Consider the following 17,711-nt stretch of genomic DNA (forward strand, 5'->3'; position numbering starts at 1 on the left):
GGCGGAGTGCGCTGGAAAATCCGGCGGGATTGCCTATATTTGTCTTGCCGACGGCGATATGCCTTGAAAAGATACTGACCCTATGAAAAACAACCACCTGTTATCCCTGCTGGTGTTCGGAGTTCTCGTTACCGCTCTGCCTGCCGCGGGGGCTCCCGGGAGTTTCGGCCCCGAACCGTGGGAGACCCAGACGGTCTCCTCCGTGAATCGCTTTCCTGCGCGGGCTGTTTCCTACTCTTATGCCACGGAGGAGGACGCCCTGCGCGGCGACCGCGGCGCCTCCCGCATCCGGATGCTGAACGGCGTCTGGAAATTCCGTTTCTCGCAGGATGTGAAGGAGCGTCCGTCCGGTTTCTGGGAACCGGACGCCGACCTCTCCGGATGGGATTCGATTCCCGTTCCCTCGTGCTGGGAGATGCAGGGTTTCGGTTATCCGATCTATACCAATATTCCTTACCCGTTTCCCGTGGCTCCGCCCCTGATTCTGCGCGACAATCCCGTGGGCAGCTACGTGCGGACGTTCACGGTGCCTGCCGCCTGGAAGGACGACCGGGTGATTCTCCACTTCGGAGGCGTCTATTCCGGATTTTACGTCTGGGTGAACGGTGTGAAGGCGGGGTATTCCGAGGACAGCTGCCTGCCCGCCGAATTCGACATTACGGAGTACCTGCGCGAAGGAACCAATACGCTGGCCGTCCAGGTCTTCAAGTGGACGGACGGCAGCTATCTCGAAGATGCCGACCACTGGCGCATGGCGGGTATCCACCGCGAGGTCTATCTGGCGGCCGTTCCCCGTGTGGCGATCGGCGATTTCGGTGTGCGAACGCTGCTCGACGGCCGGATGCGGGACGCCCGGCTTCAGGTCCGTCCCGTGGTGACGCTTGCGGAGGGTGCGGATGCGAAGGGTTGGAGAGTGGCCGCCCGGCTCTATGCGCCCGACGGGAAGTCCGTCGTGACGGAGATGTCTCTTCCCGCGGAGGAGCTGCTCGGCGAGACCTATCCCCAGCGGGACAACGTCTATTATCCGATGATGGAGACCTTGGTGGAGAATCCCGCCAAGTGGAGTGCCGAAACCCCCGTGCTCTATACGCTGGTGTTATCCCTCTACGACGATGCCGGCCGGTTGGCCGAAGCCCGGAGCTGCAGGGTCGGGTTCCGCGACGTGCGGATCGGGGGCGGGGAGCTGCTGGTCAACGGCGTGCCCGTGAAACTGATGGGCGTCAACCGCCACGATCATAACCAATATACCGGAAAGACCGTCTCCCGCGAGGACATGGAGCAGGACGTGAGGATGATGAAGCGGTTCAACTTCAATTCCGTGCGTACCAGCCACTATCCTGCCGACCCTTATTTCTATGAACTCTGCGACCGGTACGGCCTCTATGTGATCGACGAATGCAATATAGAAACCCACGGGGTGGGCGGCCGCCTGTCCAACGACCCTGCGTGGGCCGCTCCCTTCCTGGAGCGGGTGACCCGGATGGTGATGCGCGACCGCAACCATCCGTCGGTCATCTGCTGGTCGATGGGCAACGAGTCGGGCTGCGGTCCCAACCATGCCGCCATGGCTGGGTGGACGAAGGATTTCGATCCGACCCGCATCGTGCATTACGAAGGGGCGCAGGGCGATCCCACCCATCCGCTCTACGTGCCGCTGCGCCGCAGTTCCGCCGACGAACTGACCTCAGGGATGGAAGGTCCCGGAACCCGGACGGAAAGGCGTACGGCTCTGGCCAATCCCACCGATCCGGCCTATGTCGACCTGGTGAGCAGGATGTACCCCACGCTGGCGGAGCTGGAGGGGCTGGCTCTCGATCCGCTGGTGGACCGTCCTGTGCTCATGTGCGAGTACGCCCATTCGATGGGCAACTCCACGGGTGGCTTGGGCGACTATTGGAGGCTGGTGCGCAGACACGGGAAACTGCTCGGCGGCCATATCTGGGACTGGATCGACCAGGGACTCGTGAAAAAGGACGCTTCCGGCCGGACCTATTGGGCTTACGGAGGCGATTTCGAACGGGAGACCGACCATAACGACGGTAATTTCTGCATCAACGGCATCCTCAGTCCCGACCGTACGCCGAAGCCGGCTGCGTGGGAGTGCAAATATGTCTTTCAGCCCGTGGAGTTCACCGCGGTCGATCCCGCCGCAGGGAAAATCGCGGTGCTGAACCGGAATTTCTTCACCTCTACCGACCGGTATGAATTCACGTGGCAGCTGGTGACCGACCGGGGCGAATTGCAGGGCGGTACGTTCGATGTACCCGTCACGGCGCCCGGATTGCGGAGCGAGGCGGTCGTTCCGCTGAAGGACTTCCGGCCCGAACCGGGTGCGGAGTATTGGCTGAATCTGCAGGCCCGGCTGAAGGAGGCGGCGCCCTATGCCGAAGCCGGTTTCGACGTGGCTTCGGAACAGATCGCCCTGCCGCAGTACGAGGCGCCCTCCGCGGAAACCCCGAAAGGAAAGGTGGAGGTATCCGACGGCGAAGACCGGATCGTGCTCTCCGCCCGGGGTGCGGAGGCCGAAATCGACCGGGCGACGGGGTATCTGACCGGATACCGTTCGGCCGGAAAGCCGCTGATCTGCGCCCCGCTGCAGCCCAATTTCTGGCGGGCCGCCATCGACAACGACTGGCGCGGCTGGCGTACGGAAAAACGGCTCGGCTTCTGGAAAGAAGCTCCCGGCCGGATGCGGACAGACGGCGTGAGCGTGGTGAAGACCGGCCGGGGGGTCGTGGTGACCGTGGAGAAGAGCATTCCCGACAGCGTCGGCCTGACGCTTACCTATACGATGACGCCCGACGGACGGCTGGCGGTGGATTATGTGCTGAAGGTGGCCGACGGCGTTCCCGAGATGCTGCGGATCGGCATGCAGACCGAAGTGCCCGCCTCGCTGGAGACGGTCTCCTACTACGGACGGGGACCGTGGGACAACTATTCGGACCGTAAGGAATCGGCCTTCGTCGGCGTGTACGGCGGCGGGGTGGAAGATATGATGTTCGGTTACGTTTACCCGCAGGAGAACGGGAACCGCTGCGACGTGCGCTGGCTGGCCCTCTGCGGAGGCCGCCGGGGCGTGGAGTTCGTGGGGCGGCGTCCGCTGAGCGTGTCGGTGTGGAACTGTTCGCAGCGGACGCTGGACGAGGCCCGGCACGGACACGAGGTGATGCCGCTCGACGGTTCGCTCACGGTCAACGTGGATATGGCGCAGGCCGGGGTGGGAGGAACGGACAGCTGGAGCCTGAATGCCCGGCCCGAAGTGCCCTACCGCCTGTTGGAGAAGGAGTACGGGTACGGATTCGTCATCACGCCCTGCCGCGACCGGGACGAGGCGCTGCGCAACGGACGCCTGTTGCGCGGAAGGGAATGAAAGAAGGTCCCGACAGGGTACCGGAAGTGTCCTCCGCTCCTCCGGAAGGAGGCATTTCCGCCCTTTGCGGTTCCGGGGTGTGTTTGGTATGCCGATTGCGGGAGCGGGGATCGTTTCTCTTTAGGGCGAAGAAGTTATCCGTGTCGGGAAGGAAAGACAGATGGGAAGGAAAATACTGAAATACGTGCTGAGGACATTGCTGGTCCTGCTCGGGGTGCTGATTCTGCTCCCCGGGCTGCTCTACGTGCCTTTCGTACAGGATATCGTTCGCAGGAAAGGCGTCGGAATCGCCTCCGAAAAGACGGGCATGGCGCTCTCCGTCTCCGCCCTGCGCCTCTCCTTCCCCCTGAAACTCTCGCTGGAGGGCGTGTGTGCCGTGCAGCCTCCCGAAGATACCCTGTTGCGGGCCGGGGCCCTGCGCCTCGATGTGGCGTTGCTGCCGCTGATCCGCAGCCGGGTGATCGTACGCCAGCTTTCGCTGGAAGACGCTTTCGTTCATTATGCCGACTCCGTCACCGGTTTCGGTATGAAGGTCGGATTGGGTCGTCTCGCCCTGCGCGTCGACGGTGCCGACCTGAAGAGAGAGCGGGTCGAAATCCCTTTCGTGACGCTCGATTCGGCCCGGATCGAAATGCTTACGGGCGTATCGCTTCCCGATACGGCCGCCGCCTCGCCGATGCCCGGCTGGGTGGTCGATGTGGCCCGTATTCGCCTGCGTAATGTGGATTTCTCCATGAACGACGCCTACGGGGCCGCCCTCATCGTGGTCCGGGTGCCCGATGCTTCGGTGCGCTGGTGCGGAGTGGATCTGGGGCGACAGTCGGTTGCTGTCAAGAAGGTCGGGATCGAAGGGGCCGATTACGCCTACCTGACCGATACGCTGGCGGTGAAAAACGTGCCTCCGGCCGTCCGGCCCGATACCCTTCCGGCCGATACCGCAGTCTCCCTGCCGTGGAGCGTCCGGGTGGAACGTCTGGCGCTGACGGGCAATGCGGTTTCCTACGGCGTGACCGCAGGGGAGCCCGCTCCGGGTTTCGATCCCGACCATGTACGGGTCACCGGCCTCGACCTCTCGGTCGATACGCTCTATAATCGCGGGAGCGAAGTGCGTGCCCGCATCGCCGCCCTTTCGTTCCGCGAGAGGAGCGGACTGCGGGTGGAGGCGCTGACGGGAGGCATTTCGATGGACAGCCTCGGCTACCGTCTCTCCGGTCTGCGCCTGCGCCTGCCCGGATCGGAACTTTCGGCCGATGCGGAGGCGGGGGCTTCCGTGGCGGAGATGGACCCGGCTGCGCCGGTTGCCCTCTCGTTCGGTGCACGTCTTGCGACGGCCGATCTGATGCCTTTCCTTCCGGCCGACAGTTCCCTGCGGCGGGTGCTGGAGGGCAGGACCCTTTCGCTGGAGGGAGAGGTGGCCGGACGCCTGAACGATCTGGAGATCGGCCGGCTGGCCGCGGCGCTTCCCGGGGTGCTTTCGGTCGCCGTGTCGGGCGACCTGCGGTCGGCTTTGGAACCCGGCCGCCTGTCCGGCCGTCTGCGTCTGTCGGGGGATTTTCCCGACCTCGCTTCCCTGTTGCCCCTGTTGCCCGATACCGCGTTGCGGAAACGGATCGCCCTGCCTCCGATGCGTCTGCGGGGCGATGTGCTGGCCGATGCCGGAAGCTACGCACCCCGGCTCACGCTTTACGTGGATGAATCCGCAGGAAGAGAGGTCCGTACAGGGACCGCCTATACGCTCTCCCGTTCTGTGGCCGTACCGTTCGCCGCGGCTTCCGACTCTTCGCACCTCTCCGTTCCCGTTCTTGCGATCGCACCCGATACCCTGCCTGTTCGTCCGGCTCCGCTCGCTGTGGATTCCCTGCCCGTGCCGGAGCCTTTTGTCCCGCATTCCGGCTCCCTGTCGGTGGAGGGAACCTTCGCTCCCCTCGCCGAGCGGTACGATGCCCGGATGGAGGCCGACGACTTCCCCCTTTCCCGTTTTCTGCCCGCCGATTCGCTCGGCCGGCTTTCGATGACGGTCGAGGCTTCCGGCGAGCGGTTTGACCCGTTTGACTCCCTGATGCGGATGCGGGCCGACCTGCGGATCGGGCGGCTCGATTTCCGCGGCTACGACTATGCGCCGCTGTCGGTGGAGGCGCGGCTGGAGCGCGGGACGCTGACCGGGCGCCTCGGCAGTACGGGGCCGGCTCTCGCCTTTTCGTTCGACGTGGACGGGACGCTGACCCGCGAGCGCCAGCAGGCGGTCCTGCGCGGGGAGCTCGGTCGTCTCGACCTGCAACGGCTCGGTTTCGTGGACGAACCTATTGGCGGATCGCTCGTGCTGGATGTCTCGGCTTCGGCCTCCGAACGGGAAGGCTACGAGGCCCGGGTGGCGCTCGGCGACATCGTGATCCGCGACCGGCAGGGAGACAATCCCATCCGCCCGACGGCCGTCTCCGTCGCCGCCCGGCCCGACGAGGTGTCGGCCGAATTCACCTCGGGCGACCTGCGCATGGAGTTTTATTCGCCCGTGCCGGCGGACACGCTGGCTGCGGCTTTCGGCCGTGCGGCCGCCCTCGTTTCGGCCCAGTTGGCGGAGGGGAGCCTGGCGATGGATACGCTCAACAAAGTGCTGCCCGTTTACAACTTCACCCTTTCGGCCGGGACCGACAACATTCTGAACAATTATCTCCGTACGATGAGTATGGGATTCCGCACCCTGTCGGTGGCGTCGTCCGCTTCCCCGGCCACGCCGCTCGGGCTCGATCTGGTGGCGAACGGCTGGACGACGGCCTCCGTGGTGCTCGATACGCTCAGTTTCGGTTTCGACCGGGTAGGCGACCGTCTCGACTACGACGCCCTTTTTTCCGCCCTGACCGACCGGGACAAGCGGGCCGCACGCATCGCTCTGGACGGCTACCTGCTCCGCAACAATGCCTATCTGCATGCCCTCCAGCGGAGCAGGATCGGAGAGACGGGCTTCGATATCGGTGTGCGGGCGGCCTACGCCGACAGTACGGTCCGTCTCAGCGTCCGGCCCGATACGCTGGTGCTGGGCTACGAACCCTGGGCGGTCAACGACGGCAATTTCGTGTCGTACCGGTTCGGAGGGGCGATGGAGGGCGATCTGCGGCTGACCAGCCGGACCGATACGGGGCAGCATTTCTACCTGCTCTCCGCCGGACCCGGTTTCGTGCCGGGGGGCATCCGCCTCGACCTGGCGAAGCTGAATCTCCAGACGGCGCTGGGCATGTTCCCCGGTTCGCCGCCCGTTTCGGGAACGCTCGACGCGGACATGCTGCTCGGACTGGTGCACAACACCGTGGCGGCCCGGGGAAAAATCGGAGTGACCGAACTGGGTTACGACGGGAGCCGTGTCGGGAATCTCGCGCTCGAAGCCGGATACAAGACCCTGCCGGGAGGGCAGCAGTTCGGGGCGAAACTTTCGGTGGACGGTACCGAGGCCCTCTCCGCGTCGGGCCGTTACGTTACCGAGGCTTCGGAGCAATATCCGGAGGGGCTCTCCGCGAAAATCGACATTCCCGGCCTGCCGCTGGCGGCCGCCAACGCTTTCCTGCCTGCCGACATGGCCCGTCTTTCGGGCAAACTGAAAGGCAGCCTGAAGGTGGAGGGAGGGGAGGGGCTTCCGCTGTTGGACGGTTCGCTCCGTTTCGACGGCACGAAGGTCGAGGTGCCCATGATCGGTGCCGCTTTCGGGATTTCGGACACTCCCGTGACGATCGACCGCAACCGGATCGTGTTCGAGGATTTCGCCCTTATCGCCCCCAACAAGAGCCGCATGCGGCTCGACGGCAGCGTGGATGCCCGCGATCCGGCCCGGATGACTACCGACCTGCGGGTGGCGGCTTCCGATTTCCAGGTGCTCGATGTGGCCCGGAAACGGGGGGCGATGCTCTTCGGCAGGGCCGACATAGACCTGCACACTACCGTCCGGGGACCGCTCGACGCGCTCGACATACAGGGCGGCCTGAATCTGCTGGGCGGTACGCAGGTCACCTATGTCATGCAGGCTTCGCCGCTGGAGGTGAAGACCCAGAATCAGGAGGTGGTGGAGTTCGTCAACTTCGCCGATACGACGGCCGTCCTGCGGGCCGACTCCATGAACCGGATCAGGGTCGGGGGGATGAACCTGCTGATGAACGTCGGGATCGCTCAGGACGTACAGATGTCAGTCTACCTCTCCGACGACGGAAACAACCGGATCAACCTCAAGGGAGGCGGCAATCTTACCTATACGGTCAATCCGTTGGGAGACAGCCGCTTCTCCGGGAAATACGTTCTCTCGGGAGGAACGGTGCGCTACAATCCCCCCGTCATCTCCGAGAAGGTGTTCGACATCACGCAGGGCAGTTTCGTGGAGTGGACGGGCGAGATGGCCGATCCTTCGTTCAATATCACCGCCGTGGAGACCGTCCGTACGACCGTCACTTCGGAAGACGGGACGAGCCGTCCGGTGAATTTCAATATCAGCATCAATATCCGCAATACGCTGAAGGACATGGCCATCACGTTCGACCTTTCGGCCCCGGACGACTTGACCATCCAGAACCAGCTGACTTCGCTCACGGGCGAGCAGCGCTCCACGCAGGCGATGAGCCTGCTGGTCTACAACACCTACAACGGTCCGGGGACCACGGCCAAGGCCGACAGCGCCAATCCGCTCAACTCTTTCATCGAAAAGGAGCTCAACCAGTGGGCCCGCAACAACCTCAAGGGAGTGGACCTCAGTTTCGGCATCGACACTTACAACCAGGTGACGGCCGAAGGGGAGTCGCAGCGTACGGATTACTCCTACAAGCTCAGCAAGAGCCTCTTCAACAACCGCGTGCGGACGGTGATCGGCGGCAAGATCAGCTCCGACGCCGACCCGGGCGAGGGAACCGCCGACAACCTGATCGACGACATTTCCCTGGAGTACATGCTCACCAAGCGCGACAACATGTTCCTCAAGGTGTTCCGCCACACGGGCTTCGAGAGTATTCTGGAGGGTGAGATCACCCAGACCGGTTTCGGTTTCGTGGTGCGCAAGAAGATGCTGAAACTGGGCGACCTGTTCCGCATCACCCGGCCCCGGAAGCGGAAGGAGGACAAGGGGCAGAAGAGTGCCGCCCCCCTCGGCGAGGTGCCCCCGGGGCCGCAGGTGCCGGTCTCCCCGGCGGAGACAGCGCCCGGCACGAAACCCTCTGCCTCCGGCAGTAATCCGAACGACCATGAATAGAACCCTGCGATACCTGTTCCCGCTTCTTTGCGCGGCTCTGCTGGCCGCCTGTTCCACCACCCGCCGGTTGGGCGAGGGGGAGGTGCTCTATACGGGCGTGAAGAAGATGAAGATCACCGAGGCGGTCGATTCGACCGGCCGGGACGGGGCGGTGCCGGGAGACGTGGTCTCCGCCGTGAAGGAACCCCTCTCCGTGGCCCCGAACAACACGCTCTACACCCCGTGGCTGCGCACTCCCTTCCCGCTGGGCCTCTGGGCCTACAACCACCTCTATACGCCGAAAGAGAAAGGTTTCAAATACTGGCTATACGGCAAGCTCTCCAAGGAGCCCGTGCTCATCTCCCGCGTACAGCCCGAACTGCGGCTGAAGGTGGTCGAGGAGCTGCTCGGTAACCACGGATATTTCGGGGCAGAGACACGGTACGAATTCTATCCGCGCAAACGCAATCCGAAAGCCGGACGGGTGGGATACTGGGTGCACATTCCCCTGCCGTACCATCTGGACAGCATCGCCTATCTGCGGCTGGAGGGGACGATCGGCCGGCTGGTCGATAGCCTGCGGGCTTCGTCGCTGATCCGCAAGGGGATGCGTTACGATCTGGATACCCTTACCGGTGAGCGTAAACGGATTTCCGACGTGCTGCGCAACCGGGGGTTCTACTATTTCCGTCCGGAATACATCGAATACCAGGCCGATACCACACAGGGCGAACGGCAGGTGGCTCTGCGGATGCGCCTGCGGCCGGGTGTGCCGGCCGAGGTGCTGAAACCGTATCGGGTGGGGCAGGTGAACCTGTCGCTGCGCAACGTGACGCCCGGTCCGTGGGATACGATGCGCCTGCGCCGCATGGAGGTGGACTACCAGAAGCCGCTGCGCATCCGGCCCCGCGTGCTGGCCCGTGCCGTGGGCATCCATCCCGGCGATACCTTCACCGTCGAGGCGCAGAACACGACCCAGACCAATCTGAACAAGCTGGGCATCTTCCGTTATGTGAATCTGAACGTTCCCCCGGTCGATTCGCTCCGGGGCGCCGATTCGCTCGACATCACGATCGACGCGGCGCTCGACAAGCCGCTGGAGGCGGAACTGGAGGTGGACGTGTCGTCCAAGTCGAACAGTTTCATCGGCCCGGGGGTGATCTTCTCCCTGCGCCACAACAATATTTTCCGGGGCGGCGAGGTGCTGACCCTCAAGCTCAACGGCAACTACGAGTGGCAGACCGGCAGCCGAAAACAGGCCGACGGAACGAAAAGTTCTCTGCTCAACTCCTATGAATTCGGCCTGAACATGAGTCTGGGCATTCCCCGTCTGACCCCGCGGTTCCTGGGGCGACGCACGCGCTATTCGAACCGGACGACCTTCCAGATCGGCGTCGATCTGATGAACCGGCCCCAGTTCTTCCACATGGTTTCGTTCAACGCTTCGGCCGGATTCGACTTCCAGACCTCGCCGTACAGCTTCCATTCGCTCAGCGTGCTCAAACTGGTTTACAACAACCTGCTCAGCACCACGGCCTCTTTCGACCGGACGATGGACGAGAATCCCGCCATCGCCCTCAGTTTCCGGAACCAGTTCATCCCTTCGGTGAACTACGTCTACACCTTCGACCGCTCCTACGGAGCCCGGCAGAAGGACCGCTTCTTTTTCCAGGCTTCGGCCACTTCGGCCGGCAACCTGCTTTGGGCGGCCATGGAGACATTCGGCAAGAAGGGCAGCAAATACCTGTTCGGCAACCAGTTCTCCCAGTTCGTCAAGGGCGTGCTGGAGTTCAAGGAGTACCATCGGCTCGGCCGTTACAATACGCTGGCTTCGCGGCTGCTCGTCGGGGCGGGCTGGGCTTACGGCAATTCGAGCGTGATGCCTTACAGCGAACAGTTCTATATCGGGGGGGCCAACAGCATCCGGGCCTTCACGATCCGCTCGCTGGGCCCCGGCAGCTATCGCCCGCCCGAAGGAAACTCGAACCGTTACCTCGACCAGACGGGCGATTTCAAGCTCGAAGCCAACATCGAACTGCGTTTCCGCATGATGGGTCGCCTGAACGGAGCCGTTTTCGTGGATGCTGGGAATATCTGGCTGCTGAAGAACGATCCCCAGCGGCCGGGCGGCGTACTCACGGCCAAGGGCTTTTTCAACGACATCGCCCTGGGAACCGGTTTCGGCCTGCGCTACGATATCAGCTACCTGGTGCTCCGGGCCGACCTGGGAATCGGGATACACACGCCCTATCCCAATCCCGACAAACGGGGGTATTACAATATCCAGAGTTTCAAGGACGGTCTCGGTTTCCATCTGGCCATCGGCTATCCTTTCTGACGCCGTACGGTCCGGTACGCATTTTGCCGTCATAACCCCGTCTTATGGGGCATGCCTCTTTTCTATTTGTCAGGAGAAACGGAAAAGAATAGATTTGTCAACGATAAAAAAACGGAAAACGTCATGGAAAAGAACTTTCTTACGCACGAAAAACTGACGATCGTCGGCGCGGCCGGCATGATCGGCTCGAACATGGTGCAGACGGCGCTGATGATGCGTCTGACACCCAACATCTGCGCCTACGATCCCTATGCCCCCGCGCTGGAGGGGGTGGCCGAGGAGATGTACCATTGCAGTTTTGGGGGCGTGAACCTCACCTGGACCAGCGATATCCGCGAGGCGCTTTCCGGGGCGAAATACGTGGTCTCTTCGGGCGGTGCGGCCCGCAAGGCCGGCATGACCCGCGAGGATCTGCTCAAGGGGAACGCCGAGATCGCCGCCCGCTTCGGCAAGGATATACGGGCCTACTGTCCCGACGTGAAACACGTGGTGGTGGTCTTCAATCCGGCCGACATTACCGGGCTGATCGCCCTGATTCATGCCGGTATCGAACCCTCCCGGCTTTCCACGCTGGCGGCGCTCGACAGCACCCGTCTCCAGACCGAGCTGGCCCGTTTCTTCGGCGTGGCGCAGGACACCGTGACCCATGCCCGCACGTACGGCGGCCACGGCGAGCAGATGGCCGTTTTCGCTTCGGGCACGCAGATCGACGGCACGCCGCTCGATTCGCTGATCGGTTCCTCGGCCCTCGGACAGGAGCAGTGGGCCGAGTTGCAGCAGCGCGTGATCCAGGGAGGCAAGCGGATCATCGAGCTGAGGGGCCGTTCGTCGTTCCAGAGTCCGGCCTACCTCTCCGTGGAGATGATCCGTGCGGCGATGGGCGGCGAACCGTTCCGCTGGCCGGCCGGGGTGTATGTGTCGTGCGACAAGTTCCGCCATATCCTGATGGCGATGGATACGGTGATTACGAAAGAGGGGGTGGCCTATCGCGTTCCGCAGGGTACCGCTCCGGAAGCCGGGGCGCTCGAGGCGAGCTACCGTCATCTGTGTGCCTTGCGCGACGAGGTGATCGGCATGGGGATCGTGCCTCCCGTAGAACGGTGGGGGGAGCTGAACCCCCATTTGAAATGACCTGTCTCCGTCGTGGACGGGAATACGGTCCGGACCTGTGAAGGTCCGGACCGTCTCTTTCCTGTTCCCCGCTTAGATCCGTATGGCGAATTTCCGCAGCCGTTCGTCCAGCATCTCCCGGGGTATGACGCTTTTTACGGTATCGGCCACGGCGTTGAGCATCCGTTCGCGGATGAAATCGCGGCGGATGACGATCGAAATTTCCCGTACGGCGGGCGGATCGGCGATCGGGCGCACGTTGCGGCGCTGCGTTTCGTCAAGCAGGCCGATGTGCAGTTCCGGGATCACGGTGTAGCCCCCGTTGCGGTCCACGATCTTCACCAGGGTGTCGATGCTGCCCGCTTCGTACGCCTGCCTCGTACGGGCCTTTTCATGGCAGAAGTTGAATACCTGGTTGCGGATGCAGTGACCTTCCTGAAGTACCCACAGGTGGTCCAGCGGCATGTCGGAGGCCGACAGCGATTCCTTGCCGTAAATCTCTTCGAGGGGCGAGACGTAGGCCGCGAACTTCTCGTAGTAGAGCGGGATGGAGAAGAATTCGTTTTCGGACAGGGGCGTGGCCAGGATGGCCAGATCGGTCTCCGCCCGGCGGAGCTGTTCCAGTATGACGGGCGTGCGCATTTCGCGTATGTGGAGCCGGACAGCGGGATAGTGCTCCCGGAAATGGTGCAGGAAATCGGGCAGCAGGTAGGGCGATACGGTGGGGATGACCGCCATGCGTAGCTCTCCCCCGAGCGACTCCTTCTCCTGCGAGATGATTTCGTGCAGTCCCGCGATATTGCTCAGAACCACCTGCGCCTGTCCCACGACCGCCTCTCCGATCGGGGTGGGCTCCACTGGATGTTTCGTGCGGTCGAACAGGGCGACGCCCAGCTCCTCCTCCAGTTTGAGAATCATGGCGCTCAGGGTGGGTTGCGTGACGCCGCACTGTTCGGCAGCCTTCACGAAATGGCGCTGGCGGGCCAGGGCCACGATGTATTCGAGTTGTTGCAGGGTCATGACGGCATAGATTTTATCCATACAAAGATAGTGATTATCCTTTTGATTGATATGTGTTTTGGAATCACTTTTGCAGGAGTGTGGGGAAGTGAACAATCAAAAAAACGAGATTATGGGAAAAGAAGCTGTCAAGATTTCGAAACTGGACGTCGACAAACTGCTCAAGGAGATGAATGCCGCCCTGGCCGAGGAGTGGCTGGCCTACTATCAGTACTGGATCGGCGCCCGGGTCATGGAGGGACAGATGCGCAGCAACATCGAGCCCGAACTGCTCAAACATGCCGACGAGGAGCTGCACCACGCCGAAATGCTGGTCGAACGTATCAAACAGTTGGACGGGGTGCCCCTGCTCAGCCCGAAAGAGTGGTTTACCCATGCGCAGTGCGCCTACGAGACGCCCACCGATTTCTACATCGAGCGCATCCTCGAGCAGAACCTGCGCGGGGAACGGTGCGCCATCGAGCGCTATCAGCACATCGCCGAGTACACGATCGGCAAGGACTACGCCACCTACCGGATGGCCGTCGAAATTCTGGAGGACGAGATCGACCACGAGGACGACATCGAGTCATGGATGGCCGATTTCCGCCGTATGCGAGAAGATTTTCTCCAGGTGAAGGAGCGCGTGTAGCGGAACCCCGGCCGGCAACGGCCGGCCGGGAAACTTTAACTATCTTTGTCAATGCGTTGAAGGGAGGGCGGTCGTTTCCGCGGGGAGCGCCGCCCTTTTTTGGCTGAAAAGGAGTATGAAAACGGAGATACGGATAGAGAACGTCATGGCCTGCGGCTGCCGGGGTTCCATTCACAGGGGGCTCGCCGCGGTGCAGGGCGTTTACGGCGTTTCGGTCGATCCTCTTTCCGGCCGCGTGACGGTGGAGCATACCGAGGAGGTTGACCGTGCCCGCCTGGAGCGGAGACTCGGGGAGATGGGCTACCGGGTCCTGCCCCAGGAGAAACAGCCGGCCGTCTGACGGCGTGTCCGGGCGACCGGACCGTGCCTCCCCGCGGTGTGCGGGAACGGGCCCTTGTCGCAGGGAAATTCAGCCGGATGCTCTTCGTCAGGACGATGGGCCGGAGCGTCGCGTTTGCGGTGCGTTCCGGCTTTTTTGCGTCCCGGTGCCGGAGGGCCGGTGCCGTCCCAGGAGCAGGAAGAGGAACGGGGCGAGCGAAAGGAGGGTGAGCAGGACCAGCATCCGGAAATCGTCCGTGATGCCTGCGATGTAGAGATCGGTTTTCGACGCCGTGCCGTGCGCCGCATGGTAGGCCGTGCGCGAGGTCATCACGGCCGTGAGCAGGGCGATGCCCACGCTGCCCGAGAGTTGTTTGATGCTGTTGGCGATGCCCGAAGCGGCCGCCATGTCGTGCAGGGCCACGTGGCGCAGCGAAAAGAGGTTGAGCGGCGCGAACGTGAGGCCCATGCCGAATCCCCGCAGGTAGAGCATCAGCAGGATGTAGCCGTGCGGGGAACGGGCCGTGAAACGGCTGGCCACCCAGAAACTCGCCGCCATGACCAGTACGCCCGCAAAAACCAGGACCAGTGGGCGGACATGCCGCGTGAGGATGCCCGAGACGGTCGACAGGATGCCCTGGATGACGCCTACGGGCAGGAAGACGCTTCCGGCCATGATGGCCGTCCATCCCAGGCCGTTCTGCAGGTAGAGGGGCACGAGGTAGGTCCCTCCGAGCATTCCGATGCCGAACAGGAGGAGCACGGCCATCGAGAGTCCGAAATTGCGTTCTCCCACCAGGCGGATGTTCAGCAGCGGGTGTTTTGTTTTCAGTTCCGTAAAGATAAAGAGGACCAATGCCGCGCCGCCCACGGCGAAGGAGCCGATCACTTCCGGAGCCTCCCAGCCTTTCGGATTGGTGGCGGCGTTGCCTCGCGACAGCCCGTAGATCGTCAGCGGCATGAAAAGGGCGGCACACACGAATCCGGGCCAGTCGAACCGGCGCAGGGCCGGGTTTTTCCACTCTTTCTGTATGACGAGAGCTCCTGCGATGCCCAGCAGGCCGACCGGTACGTTCACGTCGAAGATCAGGTGCCAGCTGTACTCGTCCACGAGGAATCCTCCGAGCAGCGGCCCGAAGGAGATGGAGGCCGCCGCCGCCACCGACCACACGCCCAGTGCCGTGCCCCGTTGTCCGGCGGGGAATTCGCGCGTGACGATGGCCAGTCCCAGCGACTGGATGATGCCCGAACCCATGCCCTGCAAAGCCCGCGAGAAGATCAGGAACCCGTCGCTCCAGGCCCGTCCGCAGAGCCACGAGCCGAGGGTGAACAGGGCCAGCCCCGCGATGTAGAGCCGTTTGTTGCCGAAGCGGTCGGCCAGCCACCCGGCCGTGGGGAGCATGACGGTCATGGTGATCATGTAGGCCGTGATAACCCATTCGGCCGTGGAGAGTCCGATACGGAAGGCAGACATGATGGCCGGCATTCCGACGTTCACGACCGTAATGTCGAGCACCGCCATGAAGGTGCCCACCATGACGAAACCCAGCACCCACCATTTGTAGGCCGCGCTCTCCCGAAGCCGTTCTCTGAATCCGCTCATACGAAATTGTTTGCCGGGAGAGGGCGCAAAAAAAATGCCGTCCGAAAATTCCTCCGTTTTCTGCCGGAATTGCCGCGAATGCGTTATCTTTACACGGATTTAAAAATCGACCTTATGGAATCCCTCCGCGAACTCTACAAGATCGGGCACGGTCCTTCGAGCAGCCACACCATCGGCCCGCAGCGGGCGGCTGGACAGTTTCTCGAACGCTGTCCCGGTGCCGACTCCTTCCGTGTGACGCTTTACGGCTCGCTGGCCGCCACAGGCCGGGGCCACATGACCGATTCGGCCATTCTGGCCGTATTGCAGCCCGTGGCTCCGGTGGAGATCGTCTGGAAACCCTCCGAATTCCTTCCCTTCCATCCCAACGGCATGAAGTTCGAGGGTCTGAAGGACGGAAAAACGGTACAGGAGTGGTTCATTTACAGCGTGGGCGGGGGTTCGCTGGCCAACGAACAGACGCCTCCGCTCGACGGTTCGGTCTATCCGATGAGCCGTATCGCCGACATCCAGCACTGGTGCGAGGAGGGCGGCCGCACCTATTGGGAATATGTGGACGAGTGCGAGGGACCCGGAATCTGGGATTACCTGCGGACCGTGTGGGACGTGATGAAGCGTTCCATCGCCAACGGGCTCAACAACGAAGGGGTGCTGCCCGGCGGGCTGGGCGTGCGGCGCAAGGCGGCTACCTATATGGTCAAGGCGCGGGGGTATGCCGACGCGATGCAGAGCAGGGGCAAGATCTACGCCTATGCGCTGGCCGTGTCGGAGGAGAACGCCGCCGGAGGGGAGATCGTCACGGCTCCCACCTGCGGATCGAGCGGAGTGCTTCCCTCGGTGCTGTACCACCTCTCCACGTCGCGGGATTTTCTGGAGGTGCGTATTCTGCGGGCGCTGGCTACGGCGGGGCTTTTCGGCAACGTGGTCAAGACCAACGCCTCCATCTCGGGCGCCGAGGTGGGTTGTCAGGGCGAGGTGGGCGTGGCCTGCGCCATGGCGGCCGCGGCCGCCTGCCAGCTTTTCGGCGGGACCCCGGCCCAGATCGAATATGCCGCCGAGATGGCTCTCGAACACCATCTGGGCCTTACGTGCGATCCCGTGTGCGGGCTGGTGCAAATTCCCTGCATCGAGCGCAACGCCATCGCGGCGGCCCGGGCTTTCGACGCCAATATCTTCGCCACATTCTCCGACGGACGCCATCGGGTGAGTTTCGACAAGGTGGTGGAGGTGATGAAAGAGACGGGCCACGACATACCCAGCCTCTACAAGGAGACCGCCGAGGGAGGGCTGGCCCGCGAATATTCGAAGAAATAGATCGGGTGGGTATGGTCGGCAAGCGGGATATACTGGATTCGTTGGAGATTTTTCTGACGGCTTATCCGGACGGACGGGAACGTTACCTCGAGTTCTCGGAGTTCGTGGAGGAGTGCCGGGAAGGGGCTTACTGCGACCGGAAGAACTTTCGCGGACATCTGACCGTCAGCGGGTTCATCTTCTCCCGCGAGGGCGACCGCGTGCTGATGCTGCGCCACCGGGCGCTGGGGCGCTGGCTTCAGCCGGGCGGCCACCTCGAACCGTCCGACCGCTCGCTGGCGGAGGCCGTCCTCCGCGAGATACGGGAGGAGACGGGATTCGGGGAGGCCGATCTGAGGGCGCTGTCTCCTCTCCGTTGTGTTCCGGGCGGCGGAGAGCCCGGTTCCGGGATGCCCGTTCCGGACTTTGCCCGTTCCGGATTTCCGCGGCCTGCCGCCGGGCCGGTCCCGATAGGGCTCAACAGTCATCCCATTCCGGCCAATCCGTCCAAGAGGGAGGACGCACATGTCCATTACGACCTGCGGTTCGCGTTCCAGTATGCGGGCGATCCCGGTGCGGTACGCTGCCACGCGGCGGAGTCGGAGGGATTCCGTTGGGTACCGCTGGAGGAACTGAGGGGCGATCCCGATTTCGGAGAGGTGGCGCTCCGGGCGGGGGAACTCGATCTGGTGCGTTTTCCCCGGAAGTAGGGTTCCGGTAATTTTCCGTTTTGTAATTCCGTCGGAATGAATCCCTTCCCGTCCGGTGTGCGGGAAGGGTCGTTTCGTCCGTCTCTGCGGTGCGGGGTCCATCTGTGGCAGGAATATTGAG

At 63.0% G+C, this 17,711-nt stretch carries 10 protein-coding genes; 8 read left to right on the forward strand and 2 right to left on the reverse strand.

Annotation, left to right across the window (positions count from 1 at the left end; genetic code table 11):
• The first annotated feature begins 82 nt into the window (after positions 1–82).
• The 4 genes from INF32_RS00555 to INF32_RS00570 all read left to right on the forward strand — a co-directional run bounded on the left by INF32_RS00555 (position 83) and on the right by INF32_RS00570 (position 12,036).
• The gene (locus INF32_RS00555) at positions 83–3,370 is read left to right on the forward strand and encodes a glycoside hydrolase family 2 TIM barrel-domain containing protein (protein WP_226386468.1); all 3,288 of its coding nucleotides are present in this window, start codon (positions 83–85) and stop codon (positions 3,368–3,370) included.
• Between the two features lie 160 nt (positions 3,371–3,530).
• A complete protein-coding gene (locus tag INF32_RS00560; RefSeq protein WP_226386469.1) occupies positions 3,531–8,588 on the forward strand; it encodes a translocation/assembly module TamB domain-containing protein in 5,058 nt (1,685 codons plus the stop codon).
• Positions 8,581–10,905: a translocation and assembly module lipoprotein TamL gene (tamL, locus tag INF32_RS00565; RefSeq protein ID WP_226386470.1), complete on the forward strand. Its 2,325-nt coding sequence runs from the start codon at positions 8,581–8,583 to the stop codon at positions 10,903–10,905. Before INF32_RS00560 ends, tamL begins: the two co-directional genes overlap by 8 nt.
• 123 nt (positions 10,906–11,028) lie before the next feature.
• The gene (locus INF32_RS00570; RefSeq protein ID WP_226386471.1) at positions 11,029–12,036 is read left to right on the forward strand and encodes a malate dehydrogenase; all 1,008 of its coding nucleotides are present in this window, start codon (positions 11,029–11,031) and stop codon (positions 12,034–12,036) included.
• A gap of 72 nt (positions 12,037–12,108) precedes the next feature.
• Here INF32_RS00570 and INF32_RS00575 read toward each other — a convergent pair whose 3' ends face one another.
• Positions 12,109–13,056 (reverse strand): hydrogen peroxide-inducible genes activator, encoded by a 948-nt coding sequence (locus tag INF32_RS00575; protein ID WP_226386472.1) that lies wholly within the window; start codon positions 13,054–13,056, stop codon positions 12,109–12,111.
• Positions 13,057–13,147: 91 nt separating this feature from the next.
• On the opposite strand from INF32_RS00575, the gene INF32_RS00580 reads away from it, so the two are divergent.
• Both INF32_RS00580 and INF32_RS00585 read left to right on the forward strand, forming a co-directional pair.
• Positions 13,148–13,666, forward strand: coding sequence for a ferritin-like domain-containing protein (locus tag INF32_RS00580; RefSeq protein ID WP_226386473.1), 519 nt, complete (start codon positions 13,148–13,150; stop codon positions 13,664–13,666).
• 115 nt (positions 13,667–13,781) lie between these two features.
• Positions 13,782–14,006 (forward strand): heavy-metal-associated domain-containing protein, encoded by a 225-nt coding sequence (locus INF32_RS00585; protein WP_226386474.1) that lies wholly within the window; start codon positions 13,782–13,784, stop codon positions 14,004–14,006.
• Positions 14,007–14,093: 87 nt separating this feature from the next.
• On the opposite strand, the gene INF32_RS00590 is transcribed toward INF32_RS00585, so the two are convergent.
• Positions 14,094–15,587: a DHA2 family efflux MFS transporter permease subunit gene (locus INF32_RS00590; protein ID WP_226386475.1), complete on the reverse strand. Its 1,494-nt coding sequence runs from the start codon at positions 15,585–15,587 to the stop codon at positions 14,094–14,096.
• Between the two features lie 114 nt (positions 15,588–15,701).
• Here INF32_RS00590 and INF32_RS00595 point away from each other — a divergent pair, with 114 nt between their 5' ends.
• Both INF32_RS00595 and INF32_RS00600 read left to right on the forward strand, forming a co-directional pair.
• Positions 15,702–16,901 (forward strand): L-serine ammonia-lyase, iron-sulfur-dependent, subunit alpha, encoded by a 1,200-nt coding sequence (locus INF32_RS00595; protein WP_226386476.1) that lies wholly within the window; start codon positions 15,702–15,704, stop codon positions 16,899–16,901.
• 11 nt (positions 16,902–16,912) lie between these two features.
• Positions 16,913–17,590, forward strand: a complete 678-nt coding sequence (locus tag INF32_RS00600; protein ID WP_226386477.1) for an NUDIX hydrolase — start codon at positions 16,913–16,915, stop codon at positions 17,588–17,590.
• Positions 17,591–17,711 lie beyond the last annotated feature (121 nt).

The sequence above is a fragment of the Gallalistipes aquisgranensis genome (genome assembly GCF_014982715.1).
GTDB lineage: Bacteria > Bacteroidota > Bacteroidia > Bacteroidales > Rikenellaceae > Gallalistipes > Gallalistipes aquisgranensis.

What these genes read in the sequence shown, in the direction of transcription:
- INF32_RS00555 (WP_226386468.1), top strand. Translation starts at nt 83, where the DNA reads ATGAAAAACAACCACCTGTTATCCCTGCTGGTGTTCGGAGTTCTCGTT.
- INF32_RS00560 (WP_226386469.1), top strand. Translation starts at nt 3,531, where the DNA reads ATGGGAAGGAAAATACTGAAATACGTGCTGAGGACATTGCTGGTCCTG.
- tamL (WP_226386470.1), top strand. Translation starts at nt 8,581, where the DNA reads ATGAATAGAACCCTGCGATACCTGTTCCCGCTTCTTTGCGCGGCTCTG.
- INF32_RS00570 (WP_226386471.1), top strand. Translation starts at nt 11,029, where the DNA reads ATGGAAAAGAACTTTCTTACGCACGAAAAACTGACGATCGTCGGCGCG.
- INF32_RS00575 (WP_226386472.1), bottom strand. Translation starts at nt 13,056, where the DNA reads ATGGATAAAATCTATGCCGTCATGACCCTGCAACAACTCGAATACATC.
- INF32_RS00580 (WP_226386473.1), top strand. Translation starts at nt 13,148, where the DNA reads ATGGGAAAAGAAGCTGTCAAGATTTCGAAACTGGACGTCGACAAACTG.
- INF32_RS00585 (WP_226386474.1), top strand. Translation starts at nt 13,782, where the DNA reads ATGAAAACGGAGATACGGATAGAGAACGTCATGGCCTGCGGCTGCCGG.
- INF32_RS00590 (WP_226386475.1), bottom strand. Translation starts at nt 15,587, where the DNA reads ATGAGCGGATTCAGAGAACGGCTTCGGGAGAGCGCGGCCTACAAATGG.
- INF32_RS00595 (WP_226386476.1), top strand. Translation starts at nt 15,702, where the DNA reads ATGGAATCCCTCCGCGAACTCTACAAGATCGGGCACGGTCCTTCGAGC.
- INF32_RS00600 (WP_226386477.1), top strand. Translation starts at nt 16,913, where the DNA reads ATGGTCGGCAAGCGGGATATACTGGATTCGTTGGAGATTTTTCTGACG.